This is a genomic window from Streptomyces sp. NPDC055140, from assembly GCF_053607285.1.
Window position 1 is genome coordinate 1 of sequence record NZ_JBSGTG010000036.1, and the last position, 21937, is coordinate 21937.

Here is a 21937-nt window from a genome sequence, read left to right on the forward strand (position 1 = left end):
GCCGTGCCGCCCGCCCGGTCGAGCCCCCGCCACGGGGGGCCACCGGCCGTCGGCCGTGCCCCACGGCCCTGGCGCATGCCCCGCCCTGGAGCCCCGCCCCCGGCAAGACTCCCGCCCCCGCCGCTGACCGCCCACGGACGACTCGAGTTGCGGCCGTTGGACCGTGCACGGCCACAGTCCGCCGACCGGCCCCCGGGGCGGTGACCACCGCCCCGGCCGCCACACACGGCCGACGGCCGCGCCCCGCCCCCGCCCCGGCCAACCCCAGGGCGCGGGGCGCACCGTCCCGCCAAGACGCGAACCCCACGCGCCCCACCCACTACCAGCGACAGCACACCGCACACCGGAGGACCCGTTGAGCACTCCCACTCCCATCCCGACCGTGACCGGCATCAAGAACGCGGACGAACTGCTCACCCTGGCGCGCGCCTACGACCTGAACGTCACGGTCGAGACCACGTCCGACACTCAGACCACCCACACCATCCGGATCTCCATCAAGGTCCCCACCCTGTACGCCGGTACCGACCAGGGCCGCACCATCGAGAGCACCTTCCTCACCATGCGGTGGGTCAAGCCCTCCAGGAAGACCGCCCGCGGCAGCCTCGAACTCGCCACCTTCCGCACGGGCAAACACCGCCGCGTAGTGCAATCCCTGCGCGGAGTCCGCGACGACATCGAACAGCTTGGCGAGGACGCCAAGCAGTACGCCCTCGAGACCGCGCCCCTACCCGACGATGCCGTCGACGCCCCGCACACCGTCCACGACAGCCACAACGACCGGCACAACGAAGACGGCGCCATCACCACCGCCCCAATCCGCTTCCTACCGCAGCCAGCCCCGGCCGAGGACCCGTACAAGGCGCTCCTTGAAGCCCTATACGCGGCCGACATGAGCAACGCCATCTACGACGTCACCGCCTCGCAGGACGACGCCACCCGACAGTGCCCGGCACAGGCAGGCAAGCCGCTGAGGCTCGCCGTAGGGATCAAGCACGGCGACGGCGCCCGCGTGGAAGGAAACGCCGAACGGTTCACCGTGGACTGGCGCGGAGTCAAGGGCGGCCCCGGAGACATCGTGTTCACCTACCAGCGCCGCGCCGACAGCGTGAAGGCCATGGCGGAGGGCGCCACGCTCACCGCCGAGGACGGGCACAGCCTCCGCATCCTGCCGCCGGAGCAGCCGGAGCCCACGTCGTCAAAGACCGCCGTCCCTGCCGCGGCACCAGCGGTCGGTGCTGACGAGCTCACCCTCGCCGAGGCCGCGAAGCGGTTCCCGAACGACTGAGCGCCCAGCAAGGCCGGGGCACGGCACACGCTGCGCCCCAGCCGTACGTCGGACACATCAGGCGCGGCACAACCGGCCGTACGTCGGTGGCCGGCACGGTTGCGAGTCTTGCCTGCCCGCTCGAGAACCTCCACACCACTGAGGCGTACCCCTCCGGCCCCGGCCGGGCCTCTGCGCCTCCGCCCCCGCTCCTCCCTCCCGGCCCCGCACCGGCCACCCCAACCTGAAAGCAGGAGAAGCACCATGTCCAACCCCTTCTGGACCGCGATTGCCGCACAGCACAAGGAACTGGAGTCCGCCCGCTCCGCCGACGATGTCCTGCGCATCCTCAGCCACGACCGCAACCCGCACGGCCCCGACTGGGACGGCGCCTCGGAAGACGGCTACTTCGCTGGATCCGGGGGAGACAAGACCGTCGGCGAGGCCCTGCACACAGCAGGCTGGACCGCGATCTGGGCGGAGTCGCCGGTCTACTACACGATGCGCGCCCCGGACGGATCTGTGATCACCTACATCGAGGGCGACATCCGCCGAGGCGACCGCAGCGGCAAGAGTCCCGAGCCCACCGGCGAACCCGCCAACTGACCTCCCGCGCACCACGCTTACGCGCACAAGGCCCACCCCGGCCGACGGGGTGGGCCTTCGCGTTCGGTGCACCCGGAATCAGCACGCCCCGCGCCGCGTCGTGCCGCGCCCCGGCCTGCAACGCCCCCGCCCGCGCCGCGCCGCGCCGCGCGCCGCCCCGCCACCCGGCCGTCCCGCCTGCCCCGGTCCCTGCTGTCGGTTGAGTCCCGCCCCGCCGCCCCGCATGGTTGCGGCCCTTGCCCCACGCCCGGCCACGGTACGAAAAACCGGCCCGGGGGAGCGGTGACCCCGGTCCCGCCCCGTGATCTGCCCCGGCCCCCGTTTGCCCGCCTGACCGTCACCGCCCACCCAGAAGAGGGAGACCAGACCCATGGGCCAGCTCACCTACCCCCGTACCGCCGAGACGATTGCCGCCCGCGCACGCATGGCCCTGGCCGCCTACCGCGCCGTCCCCGGCCCAGAGGCCACTCACCACCTCGAACGCTCCCTCCACGACATGTGGCAGTACGGCTACTTCGCCCTCCGCAACGACGACAAATCCCCGTGGACCCGCACCAGCCAGCAACTCTTCAACGCCCTACAACTGCTCAAGCCAGCCACCTCCGAGCACACCGTCCAGCCCGCCGACGCCGCCCGCGACGCCGCCCGCGCCGCCGCCGACGCGACCCACCGCTTCGAACAGGCCGCCGCCGTCACCCCCGGCCCCGCACCGGAGCCCCTCTACACCCGTGCCGAAGCCGAGCGCGCCGCCGACGCCGCCTTCGACTGCCTCAGCGAATACATCCGGCTCGACCACTGGAACGACCGCCGGTTCGTCACCCGGGCCTTCCTGGCCTTCCTCGACAACCCCGACAGCCCCTACCCCTACAAGAGCCACGACACCGCCGACGACTCGGACGACGAGGACGACGACGGCGACCAGGAGCCGGAGCCGGAGTTGAGCCCCGAGGAGACCGGGGAACGCGAAAACGCGCTGCTGTACTGGCTCGGCCCCCGCACCGACACGCCCCCCACCAACCCCTGAACAACACCCCGCAGCACACGGCCCCGCACCCCGGACACCCCACGCCCCGGGAGCGGGGCCGCACCCATACCCCGCCCCGCTCCCGCCCCCGTGCTCTGCCGCGTCTTGCCGGGTCTTGCCCGGCTAACCGCCCGCGACTTCACGGTGCATCCCGTCAACCAGCCGTGCCCCCGATGGGAGTTCCACTGTGACCACCGCCGTGACCCGCCCCCACACCGTCACCGCCCGCACCGCCGCCCCCTGGCACCCCGCTCTGGCCGTGCCCGCCCACCCGGTGCCCTACGACGGGCCTCGCGCCGCCGCCCTGGCCGTGCCCGCCCCGCCTGCGCCCGCCCACCCGGTGCTGTACGACGGGCCCCGCGCCGCCGACGCCCCCTGGCACCCCGTCCCGGCTGCGCCCGCCCACCCGGCCCTCTACGACGGGCCCCGCGCCGCCGCCGCCGACTTCTTCACCCTGGCGCGACAGGGCCGCACCATGACCACGCTGCCGCCCCTGCGGGACGGAGACTGCGTCAGCTGCCCCCGCGGCACCGAGTGGATGCGCTACGACGGCCAGTGGATCCTCCCCAGCCAGCCCCAAGGCCTCGTCCTCCCGGACCGGATCGTCAACGCCTGGTGGCACACCCGGACCATGCCCGGCAGCCGCTTCGCCCTGGTCCACCGACTCACCCCCGGCGAGACACGCCTGATCACCGGCGACCACTACATCAGCTCCCTCTTCACCGGCGACGCATTCACCGAGACCCCGGTCTCCGGCCCCTGGCTCCGCTCGATCGCCTGGCAGGCCGCCCACACCCGCACCGTGAGCGTCCACCTGGAACTGCCCAGCGGCATCATCACCCTGCACTCCCAGCTGGTCGGCGACGTCTTCTTCCACCCCGCCCCCGCCCGGGCTTCCGCGCTCTGCCCCTGACCACCCCCCAGCCCCCGCCATCGCGGACCACCCCACCCCCCGCCACCCGCACAAGGCCCACCCCGCATCCGGGGTGGGCCTACGCGTGCACCACGCCCCACACCCGCCCCGCCCCCTGACCGCCGCACCAGCAGCGACCCCGCCGTATCCGAGTGCCCGCCCGCGCCGCCGACACTCCGCCCCGGCAGAGGAAACACCTCAGAACTGACCCCACCCGGCCACCCGGCCACCTGTCCCCGGGAGGCCGAGGGCCAGGCCTTGCTCCCCTAGCCGGCCCCGACTTCACGGTGCATCCCATCAACCAGCCCTACCCCCGATGGGAGCTCCACCGTGACGACCGCCGTAACCCGCCCCCACACCGTCACCGCCCACATCGACACCGCCGACACCACCCCCACCCCCGACGTGAGCCCGGCCCAACCATCCGGACCGGCAGGCACCCTCACGCCCCCCAGCATCACGATCCGCCCCGTGCGGGCCAACGAGATCGACACCTACTTCGCCCTCACCCTGCTCGTCGACCTGCACCTCCCCGCCAACGAACTCCCCGCCCTCAAAAACACCATCGCGGCAGCCCTGCACGACGAAAGGGGACCGTTCTCCCACGGCCTGAACCACTTCCTGTTCGCCGAAACCACCGACGGCACCCCCGTCGGCGCCGTCCACGTCGGCCCCGCCCACTGGATGCTCAACCCGCAAATCCCCGCCCGCACACGGCGCACCCTCACCGACCGCGTCAGCAACATCGACACCATCGCCATCCACCCCGAGCATCGTCGCCAAGGACTCGCCACCCGCCTCCTGGCCCACGTCGAAACCGACTTCCGCCACGCCGGATTCCGAGCCCTGACGCTGCGCCACGAGCACGCCAAGAAGCACTTCTTCACCACCCACGGCTACACCAGCCTCCCCCGACTGACCGTGGACCTTCCGCCCACCGGACTGTTCGTCCAGCACGACCCGGGCTGGAAGCACGCCGTCAAGCCGCTTAACCACACCGTCACCTTCACCTCCCAAAGGGGCCTCACGACCGTCACCGGCCTCCTCGACTAGCCCCCTGGCACCGGCCACCACCCGGCCCCGCCCTGCACCCGCAGGGCGGGGCCGTCCGCACGCACACCCCCGCACCGCGCCTTGCGCGCTTAGCCCCCCGGCATCCCACCGTCACCCCTGCCGTGCTCGTCCCCGGCCTCGCGCCACACCGCCCGAGCCCACGCGGCACCCCCGCCACCGACACCCAAGGGACCCCCATGCCGACCGACCCCCACCGAGCCAACTCCAACTCCAGCCACCTCAAGGAGGTTGAGGCACTCCTCGCCCTCGATCCCAAGGACCGCCCCCAATGGCTGCGGGACCTGACCGGCGACACCCCCGAGGCGCCCTCAGGCCCCGAAACCACCACCACCCCCGACGAGACGCGGCGGCTGCTCACCCTTCCCCCCGACCAGCGCCCCGACTGGCTCAACCAGGTCCTCGGCGCCATGACCATCCCGCCGATCTCCGACACCAGCACCAACCCCCTGCTGGACGTCGTCATGGCCAACACCGCCCACGGCGAGAAGAACTGCACCCTCGTCTTCCCCCTCGACCGCGTCCTCGCCGCCGCCGAGCACGCAGCCACCGCCGACAAGCACAAGCTCGGCTACGAAGAAGCCGAAGCCGCGCCCCGCCTGTGGTGGGTCAAGGACAACGGCACCTACCTCATGAGCAACGGCCAAGACCCCACCGACACCCGCGACGACAACGGCCGCCTGCCCACCGTCGTCCACGCCGACGGCTGGGGACCAGGCACCGACGCCCGCTCCATCCTCGGCGGCGACGACTTCCGCGAGTCCCTCGACCTGACCACCCCCGTCACCGAGGACGGCACCACGCTGCTCGCCATCCTCCGCGACGCCGCCGCCGACGGTGCCACCCGCTTCCTGCTGAAGGCCGCCTTCAACGACCACTACATGACCCTGGCCTACATCACCGAATAGCCGAAACCGAACAGTCCCGCCCACGGCCCCGTGCCCGGACACCCGTCCCGGCGCGGGGCCGCTCCGCGTTTCCCGCCACAGGCACCCGCCACCCCAACCCGCATCCCGCCACCCGGCACCCGCGCACCACACCCGCCCCACACCCCTCCCACGCCGCCTAGCGTCCGAACAAAACCATCAGGCCAGGCCACAACCAGAAAGGGGGGAGCGCCGTGAAGCATGAGACCCCCATCAACGAACTCGCCGAGTACCCAGGTCTCTTCAGCGTCGTCGACCACATCACGGTCCCCGAGATCAACCCGGACACCGACATCACCGAGGAGGTCACCCTCCCCCCGCCGTTCATCCGCCGCGCCCAGCGCCGAGACGGCACCACCGTGTGGATACTCATCGCACCCGGCATCCACGAACGCATCTTCGTCGCCGACCAGGCCCCCGTCACCGTCTACCTCAAAGACGTCGACCCCGGCCGCTTCACCGGCCACGTCCCCCCACAGCAGGCCCCCGCCCCACAGCACGCCGCGCCCGCCACCTGGCAACAGCAGCCCGCCGCCTACCCCGCCCAGCAGCAGCCCTCCGCCTATCCCACCCCGCAGCCGGCCGCACCCCAGCGGCCCGCCGCACCCTGGGCCAACCAGTAGAACTGAACCCCGCCCCACGAACCCGGCCCCGGCCACCGCCTTCGCGGTAGCCGGGGCCGCTCCATGCCCGCACCACACCTCACCGCGGCGACTCCGGCCCCCCCGGCCGCGCCCCGGAAGACCCGACCGACGGAGCGGTCAGGGGAACCGCCGGGGGAGCGGCCGGAGCAGTCACCGGGGGAGCAGCGACCGGCACCGCACCCACGCCGCGCGACACCGCGCCCGCCTGCCCCGCCGCACGCATACCACCCCGGGCCTGCTCCCCGCCCGCCGCCGCCCTCTCAGCCTCCCTCGCCTTCTCCGGCGCCGCCGCCTTCTCCGCGACCGTCGTCTCCTCCCGGGCGTCCACCTTCACCTTCTCCGAGCCCTCTCCGACCAAGTCCTCACGCCCCAGCCGCCGCAGCTCCTTGACCCGCTCCGCCCCCACCCCCAACCGGCGCCCGCACCCGACCACCGTCTCCCCGGCCTTCCCCATCGCCAGCACCACCCGCGCCGCCGCCACCCGCGCCTCGTCGATCCGCACCTGACCGCGCTCACGCACGAGGCGCACCTCCGCCTCCACGTCGGCGGCTACCGACGCCTCCTCCTCCACCGCCAACTCGAAGTCAGCCACCAGCTCGTCGAACTCCGCCTCCTGACGCAGCCGCTCCGCCTCCGCCTCCTGTGCCACCAGTCGCTGCTCCGCCATCCGCTCCGCAGCACGCTCCAGCGCCGCCCGCCGCCGCGCGAGCATCTCGCTGTTCTTCCCCTTGCCCTTGGTCCGGCTTCCCGCCACCGCAGCCACCTCCCGGCCATCCGGGCCCACCCGTCGCGGGCCACGTCGCGCCAGTCTCAGCCGCCCGCACCCCCGCCAACCCGCTTGAGTCATCGGCGTCCCAGGCCGTAGCACGCCCGTTGCTGCGCCCGGTCCCGCTCACGGGACAACGCCCGAACCCGGCCGGGGGAGAGGGCCCCGGGCTGAGGCAGCCCCTGGTGAGGGCAATGCCTGGACCGGGGTGCCGGTGGTGTGTGGGTGCTACAGGTGCCAGGTCGGTGGTGAGGACCGATGAGGGTGAGGATGTGTGGATGCCGGCCGATGGCGGGTCGGTCCCTGTACACCTCTGGCACTTTTGACGCGCCAGAGTGCTCGAGAGCCGATTTCCCTTACGGCGGGACGCGTTCGAAGGTTGTTTTCCGAGCCCTGGGAGGCTCGAGGTCCCACGCCGGTCATGGCCTGCACCGACCTGTTACGCGGTGCTCTTGTGGCGTCGTGGGGATGACAGCGAACGCGTTCACCGCAGGGCGGGAGCGCTATTACCGGCGCAACATCGCCCTCGGTGACGGTGCCCAGGGCACCGAGCTGACGGTGTCCTCCGACGTGCCGGGGGTGCCGCCCGGCGTGTGGCACGGGCAGGCCGCCCGCTTGCTGGGGCTGTCCGGCATCGTGAGCGACGTACAGATGAGGGCCCTGTTCGGGCTGGGCATGCATCCTGACGCCGAGGCGATCGCGGCCCGCGAACTGAGCGAAGGGGCCTCGCTCAAGCGGGCCATGAAGGCGGCCAAGCTCGGGCCGGCCGTACCGCGCCTGGCGGAACTCTCCCCGCTCGACAAGGAGATCGAGGAGGTCCTGGAGCGCGTCGGTGAGCAGCTGTGCCGTCCGCTGACGAAGGCCGAGACGAAAAGCCTGCGGATGCGGTGTGCGGCGCGCGCCTTCGAGGCCGAGTACCACCGGGCCCCGTCCGGCGGCGCCGAGCTCGGCCGGTTCCTGGCCGCGCGCAGTGGCCCGCAACGCCGCGCCCTGACCGGCTACGACCTCACCTTCTCCTCCGAGGAACTGTCGCTGCTGTTCGCGCTCGGCGGCCCCGAGGTGCGGCGGATCGTCCTCGAGGTCCTGGCCCAGGCCCGCTCGGAGGCCGTGGCCTGGTTGGAGAACCATGCGCTCGCGGTCCGCACCGGCCCGGGCGGGGTGGCCCAGCAGCGGGCCGAGCCGGGGCTGCTGGCCACCGTCTACCTCCACTACGAATCCCGTGCGGGCGACCCGATGGTGCACGAACACGCGGTCATATCACCGCGCGTGAAAGGGCCGGACGGCCGCTGGCGCAACCTGGACTCCCGCCTCCTGCTGCGCGATGTCGTGGTCGCCAGCGAGCTGTTCAACCAGCGATCCCTCGAGCTTGTTTGCTCCCGCCTGGGCCTTGCCACCGAGGAGGTCGAGGTCACCCCCGGCCAGCGGCCGGTGATGCACATCGTCGGCATCGACCGGCGTCTGCGGGCCGCGTTCGCGCAGCGCTCCCACGCGGTGCGCACCATGGCGGACACTTTGTTCGACGACTACCGGCGCCGCCACGGCCGCCAGCCGGGGCGGCCGGCCCGCACCCGGCTGCAGTGGCAGGCGACCGTGAAGACCCGCCCGCCCAAGCGCCAGGCCCGCTCCCTGAACGAACTGCTCGCCGACTGGCGGCGCCGGGCGATCGCGGCCACCGACCGCACAGTCGTCGACAACCTGCTCGCCACCGCCCGCGCCGCCGCCCAAGCCAGACCCGCTCCCGCCGCGTTCGACCTCGCCGCGGCGGTGGAAGTGGTCCTGGCGGCGGTCTGCGAGCGCCGTACGACCTTCCGCCGCCGCCACGTCCTGGCCGAGGCGCGCCGCTACCTGATGCGGACCCTGGCCGGGGCCACCGCCGAGCCTGAGGCGGCCGAGGAGATCACCGACCGGGTGCTCGCCCACGGCGACTGTCTGGACATCACCCCGCCCGAGATCAACCCGCCGCACCCCGAGCTGCAGCGCGCGGACGGCACATCCGTCTACCGGCCCATCGGGTCGCAGACCTACACCACCCATTCCCTGCTGGCGGCTGAGAACCGGCTCCTGGCCGCCGCGCGCCGCAGCGTGATCCCGCCGGTGGGGCGGGGCACCTTCGCCCGCATCGCCGCGCTGAACCGGGGCCCGATGGATTCCGGGCAGCGCGCGCTGGCCTCCTCCTTCGTCCTGTCCGAGAAGCTGCTGCTGGCAGGCCTTGGACCGGCGGGCGCCGGAAAGACCACGGCGATGCGTCTGGTGGCGAGGGCCGTGGACGCGGCAGGCGGCCGGCTGATCCCGCTCGCACCGTCCTCCCGCGCGGCGAAAGTCCTCGGCGGCGACCTGAACGCGCGCGCCCACACCCTGCACTCCTGGCTGCACCAGCGCGGCCGGGCGAGCGAAGGAAAGACGGTCGGCGACGACTTCCAACTACGGCGGGGAGACATCGTCCTGGTCGATGAGGCGGGCATGGCCGGTACCCTCCTGCTCGATCGGATCCTCGCGGATGCGGCCGCCGCCGGAGCGGTGGTGCGCCTGCTCGGCGACCCGCACCAGCTCGCCGCCGTCGAGGCCGGGGGAGCCCTGCGGCTCATATCCCGGGCGGGCGCCGCCGTCGAACTCGACCAGCTGCACCGCTTCAAGGCGGCCGGGGAAGGCGACGCCTCCCTCGTCCTTCGCGACGGTGAGGACCCGCGGGCCGCCTTCAACTGGTACCGGGACAAGGGCCGGATCACCGCCGGAAACTACGAGGCGATGTGCGACATGGTCTTCGCCGCCTGGGCCAAGGACCTGAGCAAGGGGGGCACCTCGCTGATGACGGCCGCCGACACGGCGACCGTGACCGCGCTCAACCTGCGCGCCCAGGCCTGGCACATCGAGGCCGGAAACGTCGACACCAGCCAGGCCACCGCACTGCGGACCGGGCAGCGCGCGCACGTCGGCGACGTCATCGTCACCCGCCTCAACCGCCGCCGCATGACCGTGCGAGGCGGGCGCGATTTCGTGAAGAACGGCGACACCTGGCGCGTCCAGAAGATCCTGCCCGGCGGGGACGTCGTGGTCCGCCACACCCAGCACCATGGCCGCATCCGCCTGCCCGCCGCCTACATGGCCGCCCAGTGCGAGCTCGGCTACGCCTCCACCATTCACCGCTCCCAGGGCATGACGGTCGACACCTCGCACGCGCTGGCTTCCGCCCGCTCCAACCGTGAAGGCGTCTATGTTCAGCTGACCCGTGGGGCGCGCACCAACCGCCTCTACGTCGCGATCGAGGACGGCGACCGCCTGGACGACGTCCTCGCCTCGATCGCCGCGAGGCGCCGCGCCCAGCTGTCGGCGACCGAGTCGATCGCCGCGCTGCAGCAGGAAATCGCCGCGCCCGGACAGCTGTCCGGCGAGTTCGCCGACGTCGCCGAGCGCGCCACCACCGCCCGGCTGACCGGCCTGCTCGAGCACGCCCTCGGCACCGACCGGGCCGCGATGTTCATGGCCGCCGACGCCTACCCGGCCCTGATCCGGGCGCTCCACGACGCCGAGCGGGCCGGATTCGACCTGCCCCGCCTGCTGGGAAGCACCGTGCCCCGGCGCGGCTTCGCCGACGCGGACGACCCGTCCGCGGTGCTGACCTGGCGGCTGCGCGAGCGCCTGCAGGACGCCGTCGAAGCCCAGCAGGACAACCGGCCCCGCCCCCTGGCCGCGCTCACGCTGACCCAACTGCACACCCTGAACCGGCTGGCCGCCTCCCACCGGGCCACCGCCCGCGAGGCGCTCAAGGCCGCCGACGCCGCCTTCACCCACCTGCCCACCGACGTCACCACCCGCGCCGGCCGGCCCCATCCCGCCTGGGACCAGCGGCCGATGGGAGAGCTGACCCGCCGCGAGCTCGCCGCCCAACTGGCCCTCGTACGCACCCAGATCCGCCGCGCCCAGACGAACCGAACCCCGCTCTCCGACACGGCCCGGCACGTCATCGCCGACCTCACCCGCGAGTCCCAGCTGCGCCGCGCCCTGACCTGGCGCGACGTCGCCCGCGAGGACTTCCAGCGCGAGCGGGCCACCAGCAGCGCCGCCCCCGGCGCCACCTCACTGGCCGCGATCCGCCGGAACCTGTCGACCCGCCGTGCCACCACGGCCCAGCGCCGGCACTTTGCGCGCGCCGCCCTGGCCCGCGCCGACGCCGTCTCCGACAAGATCTACGCCGAACTGCGGTGGCGCGAGCGTCTGCCCGACCACGCCCCGCACCGCCCCAACTACCGCGGTGAAATACCCGACTGGGTCGCCGACCGGCACGCCCTGGTCCACCCCGACACCCCTGAGCACTGGGTCACCCACCTCGCCGAGCGCCACCGCATCCTGGCCCGCTCGCTGGCCGACCGCGGCCACACCCTGGCCGGGTCCCCGCCCGCATGGGCCCGCCCGCTCGGCTCGCCGCCGCCCGCCAGCGCCCCCCGCCGCCGCCACGCCTGGGCCACCACCTGCGCGCTGGTGGAACTGTGGCGCACCCGCCACGCCGTCACCGGGGCGCCCGGTCTGGGCCCGCGCCCCGCCGACCCCGGCGATGCCGCGGCCTGGGACGACCTGGACGCCCGCGTGCGCGCCCTGACCGGACGCCGCCGTCCGCTGCACCTCCCGCCCCCGGACGCCCCCGCCTCGGTCATGATCGAAGCGGCCCTCAGCCACCTCGATACGCCGCCGCCCACCGGCCCCCTGCCCGACCACCCGGCCCTGCGCGACCCCTTCGGCGTCGCACCCCTTTCCTATGGAGCGCTCGACGCGCGCCTCGCGCGGCGCGCCCTGGCCGCCGTACTCGCCGGCGAGGCCCTGCCCGAATCCTGGATGGAGGAAATCACCGCCCCCGGCGAGGACGACGAGGACGAGCAGCGCACCTACACCAAGCTGCTGACCGCCATCGGCGACTACCGGCGCCGCCACCACCGCGCAGGCCCCGACGTGCTCGGCCCGCGCCCCGCAGGCCTCGACGGCGACGACTGGGACCACCTCACCGACGCCATCGACCTGTACACCCACGCCCGCGTCGAGCGCCGCCTGGAGCACATGCGGGCCCGCACAGACGCCGAACGCGCCGCCCTTCTGCCGCCGACCTCACCCCTGCGTCAGGCCCCGCCCGACACGCACCACCCCGGCCATCGGCCGCCCACCCGCTGAACACCGCCCGGACAAGCACGACACCGACACCCCCGCGCTCGAAGACCAGACCACGGTGCGGGCTCCCTTCTCGGCTGAAGGCAGACGCATATGGCACCCACAACCGGCCCCGGACGTATCCAATTGGCGGGCCGCACCGTACAACTTGCCTGGCTGCGCGAGCACTCCACGGCGGCAGCCCCGCTGTTCGCCCGTGCCCGGGCCGAGGTCGGCCACGCCTGGTGCCTGTGCCGCCGCCCCGCCCTGCGCTTGGTGATCCGCTGCACCCGCGCGGGCCGCTACCACGTCGCGGGCTGGCCCGGCGAGGGCGAACAACACGATGCCAACTGCCCCTTCCACAAACTCGGGCCCGGCCTGTCCGGCCGCGACCGCTACAGCACGCAGGCCATCCGGGAGGCCGACGACGGCGTGCGCATCCGCCTGGCCACCCCCCTCACCAGCCTCCTGGGGCAGCCCGAAACCCACGATGCCGCGCCGGATGAGACCGGCGACGAACCAGGCTCGCGGCGCTCCGTCGGCCTGCTCGGACTGCTGCACTGGCTGTGGGAACAGGCCCAACTCAACGTCTCGCACCCGCAGACAGGGCGCCTCACCTGGCGCACGTGCCACGCCCGGCTGCACCAACAACTGCGTGAGACCACCGTCAACGGCCGGGACATGGACGAGGCGCTCTACGTCGTGCCGCCCTTCACCCTCGCTGCGGCCGACGCCAACGTCGCCGCCCTGGATACCTTCCGTGCACGCCTGGGGCGCCACGGCATGACCGAACGGCGCGCCCTGATCCTCGGACAGATCAAAGAGGTGGCACCCACCCCGTACGGCGTCGCCTACCGCCTGGCCCACCAGCGCACCCCGCTCTATGCCCGCGCGGCCCTGCACGCGCGGGCCACCCGCTCCTACCGGCATGCCTTCGGCAAGACGGCCGCCGAGCATGACGCCACACGGATCGCCCTGTTCGTCGTCGAGCGCAGTCCCAAGGGGCACCTCGCCGTCGTCGACCTGGCCGTAATGCTCACCACCGGCACCTACATTCCCGCCGACTCCTCCTACGAGGTGGTCATGGCCGACGCCCTCGCGGCCTGTCGCCGTGCCTTCATCAAGCCCCTGCGCTACGACACCGCTGATGCTGTCCTGCCCGACTTCGTCCTCACCGACGTGGCACCCGCGGCGTACGTCGAGGTCTACGGCATCCACGGTCGCGAGAGCTACGACCTGCGCAAGGCTGAGAAGCGAGAGTTCTATCAACGCCAGGGGCGCCTGCTCATCGAGTGGGACATCGACCACCCGCTGCCCGTACTCACGCACCCGGGCCGGAGCTAGCCCGGCCATCGACTCCGACCCCACTCCCGGCCGTAACCCGGGCTTCCGGCTGCCCGTGATACTCCCATGCAGGGAGTGCAGTACCTCGAGATCCGCTCATCGTTGCACGCGTCGTTGACGAGGCGCGCGGCTCTGCGCTGTGTGGCGCTTGCCCGCCTCAGCCGCCGCTCCCTCGATCTGCGTCAGCAGTCTGACGGCTTCCATCCAGGCAAGCTCCGGGTCGTTGCCCCCGGTACATGGCCTCACCCAGCCCTCCCGCAGGTCCCCAGTTGCCCGGCATCAGCGGGCCCTGTCTACTCGTTCGACGGAGGCTGCGGTCTGATGGGACATCGGCCCGGGCGGCCGACCCACCGCCTGGACCCGTGATGCCGGGAGCCGAAGCGTGCTGCCCAACACGCCATCGGGTAGCACATAGTGGAGCAACATCACTGAGCATCTGAGCAACGAGAAACGGACGGCCGTGACGACCGCGTACAGCGAATCCTCCACCGAGCGCATCCCCGGGCGGGCCTGGACGGTCCGGCTAATCGGCCGCGGCGGCCGCAGTGCCGCGGTCACCTGCAGCACCGCGGCGTGCCGGATGCCGCCCCGTTCCGAGGACCTCACCGAGCTGCGCGCCTTCGCTGCCCAGCACGCGGCCGCGCACGCGAAGGTGGCCACCATCCGCCCCAACGCCTGGTGCCACTGCGGCTCCCAGCGCTGCGGCGCCCACCCCGACGCCAAGGCGTACTGCGCGGGCGCCGTGGTGATGATCCTGCGGCACGACCCTGTCGTGCGCCGGGTCTGGAGCGTCGAAGAGGTCTGCGAAACCTGCGCCCCGCTCATCCCGAACGCCACCGTCCTGGCCCGGGCCGCGCGGCCGGGCCGCCCCACCCGTCCTGTCGCGAAGACCGAGCAGGTCCCGGCGCCCGCCCGGCCGAGCGTCGCGGGCGGCTTCTCCTCGGCCGCGATCCCCTCCCCGGAGGGCGACGACCCGGCCTCCGTACCGGGCTCTCGGCGCGCACCGCAGCGGCCCCGCCGGCGGCGGTCCGGGCAGGGGCGCTGAGCGGAGCACTGCTGGGCTCTCGTGCCTACCGGTGGCGGGCGCTGACCGCCGCAGGGACGGCCGAGGAAGGGTGGGGCTGCGCAAGGGCGGCCGCCCGGGAGCTCACCCGCGGGTGAGCCTGCTCTCGATGAGTGCGGGATTGGGTGATGCGGGCGGCGAGCTCGACGGCTTGGTCGGTCCCGGTGACGGACAGGGAGACGACACCGCTCAGGACCGCCAGCGCACGGTGCGTCGGAGCGCTACTGGAGCGCAGTGCGTCACAGCGGGTCCGGGCCTGATCGGCCTGGGCTCGGGCTGTCTCGACGTCGGAAGGTGTCACCCTGCGTTTGATGCCGCGCACTTCCCCTCTTTTCTGGGCGAGCTGTTGCATCTGCGTCCGGTCGAATTCCTGCGCCCTTCGAGCCTGCTCTGCCCAGGCATTGTCGTAGGAGGGCTGATCCAGTCCGGCCCGCAGGAGGACCGATCCACGGAGACTGTCCAGGCCCCGTCGGCTCTTGGTGAGCGGAGACAGACGGTGCAGAGCATCGCGCGTCAGCTGGCGCTGTTGCAGCAGCACCTGGCCGATCTCATCCTCGACCGCGCGCAGCCTGGCCATGTAGCTGTCCTGGCGCTGGGGGTTCCAGCCGCCGAGTTGATGCTCGAACTCCTCGTGCAGGGAGACGATGGCGTTCCTTCTGGCCTGCTCAGCAGCAGCTTCGGCGTCGGCGAGCAGGCTGGCGTGCAGGAGTAGGGCGTGGTGGGCGTTGAGTTCCTGGATGTCCTGTTCGGCGTGCTGCTCCTGGCTGCGCAGGCCTTCGTGGTCCGGCATGCCGGCGACGACGGTGACTTCCAGGCGGTTCATCGCCTCGGCTGCCTGTCGGTGTGCGGCGGGAGACAGCAGCCGCCATTGGGCGGCCGCCTGTGCGTCGTTGTCCACGGTGCGCGGGAAGCCGGGGACCACGGCGGGTTGTTCGCTGCCAGGCACGGGAGACGTTGGCGGGTGGGGCATGTCGTGCTGTTGAAGGGCTGTGTCGAGCGCCTTGTAGTAGTCGTCGCTGGCTTGGACGCGGTACTTCATTCCCGGTGTGTCGTGCAGCAGTGCCAGCTGTCCCACGTACGCACGCGCTGCACGGTGGGCGGGATGGTCCGGCTCAGGAAAGGCGGCGGCAGCGCGGGACGCTTCGGGGAAGCGGTGGACCAGCTGGTCCACGAGGGCGTCGTGGACCCTCCGGGCGTGGTCGTGCAATTGGGTCGTCCCGTCCGCGAGGAGCTGGGGGTGCAGGTGCCCTGCTGCGTGCAGCAGCGTGGCGGTGTCCTGGCTGTCCGGATCTGCTGCTGCATGCAGGGCGGCGAGGGTCCGTCGGGCCTCCTCGCGCAGGAGGGCGGGTCCGTTGCCGGGCGCGGTGCCGTAGCGAGTTGCCAAGAGTGACAGCGCCGTCTCGTCGGGGACGGTTCCTGTGGCCAGCGCCCACGCCTGGCCGCCGCGCCGCCACCCTCGCTCGCTTGCGACGGAGTCGGCGTCCGGGGCCGGGTCGGCGGGCTGGGTGAAGGAGATCCGTGCCTCGGCCCACTCCTGCACCGCGAGGGCCATGGCCCACTCAAGTGCGCCTGCCCGCCCCCTTGTTACGGAGACCTCGTCGTCGGATGTCGGTCGCCGTAGGTCTGCCAGATCCCGATGTGCGGCGTCGAACAGTTCATGAGGCAGCAGATCGTGCCAGGTGGCCCCGCCGTCGGAGCTGACCGTCGCGGTCACCCGGCACCGTTCCTCACGCTCGTGCTGCAGGTACCAGCGGGCGGCGAGGGCGGGGGCGGCAACCAAGCACTGCGCCCCGGCGTACTGCCCGCCGAAGGGCAGCAGCACGGTGCTGGTCAATGCGTACAGCCGGGCGGTGTTCTCCACGAGGGTGTGCCCTTTCGCCGATGTCCGCCGGACCGTCGCCGATACGGCCGGCGGCTGCCCCTTGTGCTCCAGCCTGATCTTCAGGGCCCACGCGCCGAGTTCCGCGCCGACAGGCAGCGCCCAGCCCGCTGGCTGTCCACGCTCCCCGCGGGCCCCTCGCGCAGGCGGGCATCGGGGTCTCTCGTTCCGCTGGGCGGGACGAGAACGCCGACGCCTTCGTGCCGTCTCCCACCCGGCGGAATCGGGCCGATGGTCGGCCACCGGGCAGCCCTGGTGGGGGCAAGCTGCCGCCAGCCGCCGCCCACGGGCCGCGCGGCGTCCCTCCGCCGAGCAGAAGGTCCCCTGGATGAGCGAGCAGCACCCCCTCCCTGACGATTTCCGTACCTGGCTGACCGAGCGGGGAGAGGACGCGTACGCCCTGGCGTGGGTGGCCGAGGGGAGCGAGCCGACCGCTGGGACAGAGGCCGAGGTGCCCCGGGTGGGGGAGAGCGGGATCGCCCGCATGGGCGCCGACCTCACGCGCATCGCGCGGCAGGAGGTCACCCACGGCCGGCAGGAGACCGTGCGCCGCTGGCTCAAACTGGACGACGGAGTACAGCAACTGGCCATCATCACCGCCGATCCCGGCGGCTTGCGCGAGCACACTCCCGGTGAACTGGCCGCCGAGCTGATGCAGGACCCAGCCACCGACGCGGCCCGGCTCACCGACCTGCTGGCCAGCTGGTTGTACCGGCGTAACGCCGAAGCGCCGCAGGGCCTGGAGCTCGGGTGGATCGCCGCGGCCGCCGCCTGGACCTGCCACATGCGCGCCCTGGCCGGCTACCCGCCGCGCTCCGTACTCGCCCAGAGCCTGGAGCGCGCCGGCGAACAGGACGAGGCGACCGCGGACTTGGTGGAAAGCACCGGGCAGAAGGTCGTCAACCTCCTCGACCGGCTGGAGCGCCCCTACCGTCCCCGCGCCGAGCTGATCGAGGACTGGCACGCTGTGGCATCCCTGTCCGCCGACGTTCCGGCGCTCACGGAAATGGCCGACTGGCTGCTCGACCAGATCTCCCTGCGGGATGCGCCCGCCCAGCAGTTGCGAGCTGTCCTCGAGCCGGACATCACCGACTACCTGCGCGACCTGCGAGCCGACGGCGCCCTGTCGGGGGGCACCGTCCGCGCCCTCGACGCACCGCGCGCCGCGCACCTGGCCCAGGCCCGCGAGGCCGTCCGCGCCTACACCGCCGCCGCGTACTCGGGGCGCGAGCAGGAGGCGCAGCAGCTCCACGACGCCTTCCCGATCCCGGCCCGCCCCCTGGACACCAGCGGCCCGGCCGCCGCCTGGCGGCAGAACTCAGCCGCCGCGCAGGACGCTGTCGAGGACCTGAGCGCGCAGCGCGCCGCGACCACGGCCGAGGACAGCACCGACTACTTCGCCGATCCCGAACTGCTGAACGCCCAGACCTCCTACCTGGCCGCACGCGAGGGTCAACTGCACCTCATGCACGACGCGCTCGGCCGCCTGGCCTTTCCCGCCCCGGCCCCTCCCGACCTGCCCGAGGCGCTCGCCCCGGTCGCGGCCGCGCAGAGCCAGCGTCGCGTCATCGAGGCCTTCGGCACCCTGGAACGCGCGGCTCAGGTGCTGGACGGCCAGATCCACTACCAGCTCCAGCAGCCGGTGCCCGCCCACCGGCGTTCCGCCACCGGTGCCGAGAGCGACCTGCTGACCCGCACTCGCGACGCACTGAAGCACACCGCGCCCGCCGGAGTTCCCCTCGACGAGGAGTACATCCGCGCCCGTCTGCAGGCCATGGCGCGCCCCGCCGCCGCCCCGGACGCTCCCGACCCGGCGGCGCCCACCGCCCACGACGAGGCCCACGCCCAGGCGCTGGGCGCCGGTTCCACCACCCCTGGAGTGAACCGGTGACCTGGGCCCTGAGCACCGTGATCTCCCTGCTGCTGCGCGCGGTTGACCCGCTCATCCGGCGCGGCCTGCCCCACCTCGCCATGGCGGCCATGGCCACGCTCCTGTGCGGCACCGCCCTCGCTGCCGGGCACAGCCTCCTCTACCTGGCCCTGTGTTTGCCGGCCGTGGGGTGGCCGCTGGTGACCGTTGTGGTCGGGCTGCTGGGGGCGGTGGTGCGGCTGGCCGCGCTCGTGGGTCTGGTGGCGGTGGTCCTGCTCATGCCGCTGGCTATTACGGCCGACTGTCTGAGCTGGCGGCCGGGCGCCGAAGGTGACGAGCGCTCCACGACGATCCGGTAGATGCGCAGGGCGGTGGCTGGCCGGATCCGGGCAATGGGAAGAAGCCCTGCGCGCCCTGGGGTTCGACGCAGGCGACGAGCACACCCGGTAGACGCTCGCGGCCTGCACTAAAAGTCTCAGGCGCTGTCTTCCGGCGACGCTTTCCTGCGGGCCGGGGTGAGCCCGTTGAGTGTCTCGGCGAGCTTCGCGGTTGTCTCCTGCAACCGCTCGATCGCCAACTGCCGGCGGACCTGCCGCACGACCTCATCGGCCATGCTCGTGATGTCCACCCCGTACGTGCCGCCGGGCAGGTTCTGTTCGATGGCACGCTCGACGACTGTAGTCAGCCGGTCGCGCCCTGGCCTCACCGTCATGCGACCAGACCCCCTTCGCACAGACCAGCCTGGCGGGCCCGGAACAACGTCGTGATGGTCACCGCGTCGGTGATCTGACCGGCGAAGGCCATCTGCTCCGCCTCGGCGAAGGCGACGGTGCGCACCTGACGGATGCCGGTGCTGGGCGCGGGGTCGCCCACCGCGTCGATGCGCGCGGCGTACAGCAGTACCGCCTCGGCCAGGATCGCCGGGTCGAGGTGGACCTGGCCCAGGCCGATCACCTGCGAGGCGGTCGCACCGAGCTGGTCCTGCAGCTGCCCGGCCGCGTTCTCGGCGTCGCAGGCGCCCTCAACTCCGGCGCCCCTGAGGATCTCCCACTGCCAGGCGCGGGCTGCGTGCCGGAACCGGTCGACGAGCACGACCTGGTCGTCCAGCAGGGGGAGTACGGCCACCGGCGGCTCCGGCCGTGCGGCGAGCACCCGCAGACGGCGGGCCCGCTGCCCGTCGGGCAGGACCACCGGGTCCTCGAGCACCACCCGCTCCTGGTCACGGTGCAGAACCTGCCCTTCGGTCATCGGCCAGCGCATGATGCCGATCGCGCCGTCGCCGGGCGGGCTGGAAAACCACGTGGGGTGGGTGTCGCGCAGATGCGCGTACGCGGACTCGGGGGTGTGGTCCATCAGATCGCCGACGATGGCGGGCAGGGAGAGCAGGGAGCGGGGCAGCGGCACAGCGGGGGTCACGCGGCAACTCCTGGGTGGGCGGCGGACAGGTCGGCGGTGAGCTCATCGACGGCGGTGTGCGTCATGGGGCCGGTGGTGGTGATCCGCGCCCGGTCCCCGGTGTATTGCAGGTGCCACTTGTCGACCACCCAGTTCGGGGGCCGGTCGAAGGTGACGGTCAGGGAGCCGGGGAACCGCTGCGGCGATGCCCCCGCGGCCTCGAACTGCTCGCGTGCGTAGGCGGCGACGTCCTGGCATCGGGCGACCATGGCGGCCACACCGGCCCGTCCGAGGGAGCGCAGCCGCGTCCACAGCAGCAGTGCACTCAGCCCGCTGCGGGAGCCGACCACCAGGCGGTCGGGCACCTGGATCCCCAGGGTCGTAGGCGGGTCCGGCTCGCGGCGTATCAGGGAGATGCCCGCCGGGACGGGCAGGCCCAGAAGCCGGTGCCCGGACAGGGTGATGGAGTGCGCCCCGTGCGCGAGGGACCACGGCGGCACCTGGTTGCTGTGGGCGGCCGTCAACCCGCCCGCGCTCGCATCGACATGGACACGGACCGGTCCGAACGCGGCGGCCGCGGCGCGCAGCTCGGCCACGTTGTCGATGGCGCCGCGCAGGGGAGTGCCGCAGGTGGCCACTACCAGTGCCCCCGCCCCGCGCCGCATCCGTGTCTGCAGACACAGGTCGTCGGGATCCATCGTGCCGTCGGGCAGCGCCTTCACAAGCACCTTGTTCATCCCCAGCAGGTAGCAAGCCCGCACGACGTCGAGGTGAGCCTGCTCGCTGACGTACACCGACGGCTGAGGCAGCCCGCGGCGGGCCATGACCAGACCGTGCAGGAGCGCTTCGCGCGGTGAGGCCGCCACGTAGCCGTGCGCCTGCTCGGGTGAGGCTCCGGCGAGCGCGGCGAAGTAGGTGAGCACCGCCTCCTCGTACTCCCGGGTGCCGTCGTCGAACACGGAGGGGGCGTACGGGTCGCTGCGCTGATCAACGAACATGCCCAGCAGCGGGGTGAGTTCGGCCATCGCCTGGCCCAGGTGACCCGGAAAGCCGAGGAACGGCCGCTCGTCCCGGTCCAGGGCGCGGTACAGCTTGCGGATGTCGGCCGCGGCCGCAGACGGCTGGAAGCCAATGGTCAGGTCCCCCTCGGGCAGGTTCGGGGCGGTGCGGGGGCTCACGTCATCGGCTCCATACGGGTCGCTCGGGCAACAGGCGCCACCCATCTACGCCCGCCCGCAGCCGCCTCAGGCCGCCCGGGCGCCGAGCACGCCGTGGGGCGGGAGGATGCGGCGCACAACCGGGCTGCGTCTCCCGCCCCACGGACTTGACGGCCGCGGGCACTGGCTGCCTGTCGGCGGCGTCTGCCCGTGCGCCAACTCGTACAACTCCCGGCCCGTGCCCACCTTGCCGATCCCGAAGCAGCCCCCCGGCCCGGCGGTAGCCGAAGCGGGGCACCTCCTCGCGGCCGGCGGCGCAGCTCTCCCGCCCTGCGCAACGGCGCCCCAAGTTGCCGTTGCAGGCCGTGGGAGCCGGGCGGGGGAGCCGGTCACCGGCCGCCCAGAAGTGCGCAGCATCGTCGCTGCCAGGCCACTTCCACAGCACGTTCCTCGAAAGGGCTCCTTGATGATCCGCCGTATCGCGACCCGCGCCGCCGCCCTCCCCGCCGTCATGGCGTTGGCTGCTGCCGCCGTCCTGACGGTGAGCGCCGCCCCGGCCGCGCAGGCCGTCGGCGAGAACTCCAAGTGCACCGTGAACTGGTCGAACTTCGGCGCCACGGTGGGCAAGAACGGCTGGAACCTGCGCACCGGCCCGGCCACCGGCTACGCCAGCCTCGGCTACCTGTACCGCGGCGACAAGCTGACGGTGCTGTGCAGCCGCGGCAACTGGGACTACAGCCAGCTCACCCAGCGCTCCAAGTCCGGCATCCGCAAGGACACCCGGGGCTGGGTGCGTGACGACGGTCTGGTGGGCCTGGCGGGCTGAGCTCGCAGGTCGTGCGGGATCCCGTTTCCCCTGTCGGCCGCTGTGCCGAGATG

18 protein-coding genes are annotated in these 21937 nt (G+C 72.8%); 13 read left to right on the forward strand and 5 right to left on the reverse strand.

Annotation, left to right across the window (positions count from 1 at the left end; genetic code table 11):
- Positions 1–355 precede the first annotated feature (355 nt).
- The 7 genes from ACWFR4_RS40935 (at position 356) to ACWFR4_RS40965 (ending at position 6430) form a co-directional block, all read left to right on the forward strand.
- Positions 356–1288, forward strand: a complete 933-nt coding sequence (locus tag ACWFR4_RS40935) for a hypothetical protein (RefSeq protein WP_453656648.1) — start codon at positions 356–358, stop codon at positions 1286–1288.
- Positions 1289–1531: 243 nt separating this feature from the next.
- Entirely contained in the window at positions 1532–1873 is a 342-nt protein-coding gene (locus ACWFR4_RS40940) for a hypothetical protein (protein ID WP_453656649.1), read from the forward strand.
- A 370-nt stretch (positions 1874–2243) separates the two neighbouring features.
- Entirely contained in the window at positions 2244–2897 is a 654-nt protein-coding gene (locus ACWFR4_RS40945) for a hypothetical protein (RefSeq protein ID WP_453656650.1), read from the forward strand.
- A gap of 187 nt (positions 2898–3084) precedes the next feature.
- The gene (locus ACWFR4_RS40950; protein ID WP_453656651.1) at positions 3085–3810 is read left to right on the forward strand and encodes a hypothetical protein; all 726 of its coding nucleotides are present in this window, start codon (positions 3085–3087) and stop codon (positions 3808–3810) included.
- 330 nt (positions 3811–4140) lie between these two features.
- The gene (locus tag ACWFR4_RS40955) at positions 4141–4863 is read left to right on the forward strand and encodes a GNAT family N-acetyltransferase (RefSeq protein WP_453656652.1); all 723 of its coding nucleotides are present in this window, start codon (positions 4141–4143) and stop codon (positions 4861–4863) included.
- 197 nt (positions 4864–5060) lie between these two features.
- On the forward strand, positions 5061–5789 hold the full coding sequence (locus tag ACWFR4_RS40960) for a DUF3085 domain-containing protein (protein WP_453656653.1): 729 nt from the start codon (positions 5061–5063) through the stop codon (positions 5787–5789).
- A gap of 212 nt (positions 5790–6001) precedes the next feature.
- The gene (locus ACWFR4_RS40965; RefSeq protein WP_453656654.1) at positions 6002–6430 is read left to right on the forward strand and encodes a hypothetical protein; all 429 of its coding nucleotides are present in this window, start codon (positions 6002–6004) and stop codon (positions 6428–6430) included.
- A gap of 79 nt (positions 6431–6509) precedes the next feature.
- On the opposite strand, the gene ACWFR4_RS40970 is transcribed toward ACWFR4_RS40965, so the two are convergent.
- Positions 6510–7205: a hypothetical protein gene (locus ACWFR4_RS40970; protein WP_453656655.1), complete on the reverse strand. Its 696-nt coding sequence runs from the start codon at positions 7203–7205 to the stop codon at positions 6510–6512.
- Positions 7206–7685: 480 nt separating this feature from the next.
- Between ACWFR4_RS40970 and mobF the strand changes: the two genes are divergently transcribed.
- From mobF to ACWFR4_RS40985, 3 genes are all read left to right on the forward strand, one after another.
- Positions 7686–12374, forward strand: a complete 4689-nt coding sequence (gene mobF, locus ACWFR4_RS40975; protein ID WP_453656656.1) for a MobF family relaxase — start codon at positions 7686–7688, stop codon at positions 12372–12374.
- Positions 12375–12464: 90 nt separating this feature from the next.
- Positions 12465–13694: a DUF1173 family protein gene (locus tag ACWFR4_RS40980; RefSeq protein ID WP_453656657.1), complete on the forward strand. Its 1230-nt coding sequence runs from the start codon at positions 12465–12467 to the stop codon at positions 13692–13694.
- A 460-nt stretch (positions 13695–14154) separates the two neighbouring features.
- Positions 14155–14739 carry a hypothetical protein gene (locus ACWFR4_RS40985; RefSeq protein ID WP_453656658.1) on the forward strand — a complete coding sequence of 195 codons (585 nt, stop codon included), beginning with the start codon at positions 14155–14157 and terminating at the stop codon, positions 14737–14739.
- Between the two features lie 25 nt (positions 14740–14764).
- Here ACWFR4_RS40985 and ACWFR4_RS40990 read toward each other — a convergent pair whose 3' ends face one another.
- Complete coding sequence (locus ACWFR4_RS40990) at positions 14765–16618, reverse strand: hypothetical protein (protein WP_453656659.1); 1854 nt, start codon at positions 16616–16618, stop codon at positions 14765–14767.
- A 346-nt stretch (positions 16619–16964) separates the two neighbouring features.
- Here ACWFR4_RS40990 and ACWFR4_RS40995 point away from each other — a divergent pair, with 346 nt between their 5' ends.
- Together ACWFR4_RS40995 and ACWFR4_RS41000 are read left to right on the forward strand one after the other, a co-directional pair.
- A complete protein-coding gene (locus tag ACWFR4_RS40995; RefSeq protein ID WP_453656660.1) occupies positions 16965–18527 on the forward strand; it encodes a hypothetical protein in 1563 nt (520 codons plus the stop codon).
- Positions 18524–18865, forward strand: a complete 342-nt coding sequence (locus tag ACWFR4_RS41000; RefSeq protein ID WP_453656661.1) for a hypothetical protein — start codon at positions 18524–18526, stop codon at positions 18863–18865. Before ACWFR4_RS40995 ends, ACWFR4_RS41000 begins: the two co-directional genes overlap by 4 nt.
- 116 nt (positions 18866–18981) lie before the next feature.
- Here ACWFR4_RS41000 and ACWFR4_RS41005 read toward each other — a convergent pair whose 3' ends face one another.
- The 3 genes from ACWFR4_RS41005 to ACWFR4_RS41015 are packed head-to-tail and all read right to left on the reverse strand — an operon-like array spanning position 18982 to position 21079.
- Positions 18982–19218, reverse strand: a complete 237-nt coding sequence (locus ACWFR4_RS41005; protein ID WP_453656662.1) for a hypothetical protein — start codon at positions 19216–19218, stop codon at positions 18982–18984.
- Entirely contained in the window at positions 19215–19922 is a 708-nt protein-coding gene (locus ACWFR4_RS41010; RefSeq protein ID WP_453656663.1) for a hypothetical protein, read from the reverse strand. Before ACWFR4_RS41010 ends, ACWFR4_RS41005 begins: the two co-directional genes overlap by 4 nt.
- The gene (locus tag ACWFR4_RS41015) at positions 19919–21079 is read right to left on the reverse strand and encodes a pyridoxal-dependent decarboxylase (RefSeq protein WP_453656664.1); all 1161 of its coding nucleotides are present in this window, start codon (positions 21077–21079) and stop codon (positions 19919–19921) included. Before ACWFR4_RS41015 ends, ACWFR4_RS41010 begins: the two co-directional genes overlap by 4 nt.
- A 445-nt stretch (positions 21080–21524) precedes the next feature.
- Here ACWFR4_RS41015 and ACWFR4_RS41020 point away from each other — a divergent pair, with 445 nt between their 5' ends.
- Entirely contained in the window at positions 21525–21884 is a 360-nt protein-coding gene (locus ACWFR4_RS41020; protein WP_453656665.1) for an SH3 domain-containing protein, read from the forward strand.
- The last annotated feature ends 53 nt before the right edge of the window (positions 21885–21937 follow it).

Excerpts from the sequence above, each read along its gene's own strand:
- mobF (WP_453656656.1), top strand. The coding sequence starts at position 7,686 with ATGACAGCGAACGCGTTCACCGCAGGGCGGGAGCGCTATTACCGGCGC.
- ACWFR4_RS40940 (WP_453656649.1), top strand. The coding sequence starts at position 1,532 with ATGTCCAACCCCTTCTGGACCGCGATTGCCGCACAGCACAAGGAACTG.
- ACWFR4_RS40980 (WP_453656657.1), top strand. The coding sequence starts at position 12,465 with ATGGCACCCACAACCGGCCCCGGACGTATCCAATTGGCGGGCCGCACC.
- ACWFR4_RS40945 (WP_453656650.1), top strand. The coding sequence starts at position 2,244 with ATGGGCCAGCTCACCTACCCCCGTACCGCCGAGACGATTGCCGCCCGC.
- ACWFR4_RS41020 (WP_453656665.1), top strand. The coding sequence starts at position 21,525 with ATGATCCGCCGTATCGCGACCCGCGCCGCCGCCCTCCCCGCCGTCATG.
- ACWFR4_RS40960 (WP_453656653.1), top strand. The coding sequence starts at position 5,061 with ATGCCGACCGACCCCCACCGAGCCAACTCCAACTCCAGCCACCTCAAG.
- ACWFR4_RS41005 (WP_453656662.1), bottom strand. The coding sequence starts at position 19,218 with ATGACGGTGAGGCCAGGGCGCGACCGGCTGACTACAGTCGTCGAGCGT.
- ACWFR4_RS40995 (WP_453656660.1), top strand. The coding sequence starts at position 16,965 with ATGAGCGAGCAGCACCCCCTCCCTGACGATTTCCGTACCTGGCTGACC.